Here is a 388-nt window from a genome sequence, read left to right on the forward strand (position 1 = left end):
CATCGACATGGAAAACATGATCCGCGGCGTGATCCGCCCGTTCGGGCTGAAGGTCGGCGAAGTGTCGACGGGCAAGTTCGAGGCGCGCGTGCGGGAGCTGGTCGCCGGCCTCGGCGAGCTCGAACAGATCATCGCGCCGCTGCTCGCGGCCCGCGCGGCGATGCGGTTCGAGTTCGCCCGCATGCATCGCATGGCGCTGGCGGCGGCGCGCAACGACAAGGCGGTGCGGCGGATGATGACGGTGCCCGGCGTCGGCGCCATCGTCGCGCTGACCTTCCGCGCCACCGTCGATGATCCCACCCGCTTCAAGAAATCCACGACCGTCGGCGCCCACTTCGGGCTGACGCCGCGCCGCTACCAGTCGGGCGAAACCGACTGGTCGGGCCGG

Annotated in this window: 1 protein-coding gene; it reads left to right on the top strand. The window is 70.4% G+C overall.

The genetic code is table 11. The features are described from left to right. The coding region (locus V5F48_RS25055; RefSeq protein WP_394260660.1) for a transposase at positions 1-388 on the top strand (388 nt) is incomplete at both ends.

The organism is Xanthobacter autotrophicus ATCC 700552 (assembly GCF_043194565.1).
GTDB lineage: Bacteria > Pseudomonadota > Alphaproteobacteria > Rhizobiales > Xanthobacteraceae > Xanthobacter > Xanthobacter autotrophicus_F.